This window comes from Pseudomonas sp. PME37.24/006 (assembly GCF_055556635.1).
In genome coordinates, this window is the sequence record NZ_JBVHNL010000183.1 from 1 (window position 1) to 259 (window position 259).

Below are 259 nucleotides of genomic sequence, written 5' to 3' on the forward strand. Positions count from 1 at the left end.
GGACGGGTCGTACGTGATCCACACCGCGCCGTGCTCGAGGGCGTGCACGGCGTTCTCGTTGGGCTGCGGCTCGGTGTACACGCCGCAGTTGAGCCACACCGGGTTGTGCGGTCCGCCCGCGGGCGGCGTCTGGTCGTACGTGACCGAGCCCTGCACGTGGTCGGAACGGTTCTGGAAGGTCTGCACGCCCTCGATCTCGCGACCCGTGCTGCCGCCGGCCTGGTAGCTCGGAGCGGGGGCGGGAGCGAAGACGAAGGAT

At 70.3% G+C, this 259-nt stretch carries 1 protein-coding gene; it reads right to left on the minus strand.

All coding sequences use genetic code 11. The features are described from left to right. Nucleotides 1-259 (minus strand): thioredoxin-like domain-containing protein (locus ACZ3GY_RS24330; RefSeq protein WP_465912347.1); only part of this gene is annotated, 259 nt, incomplete at both ends.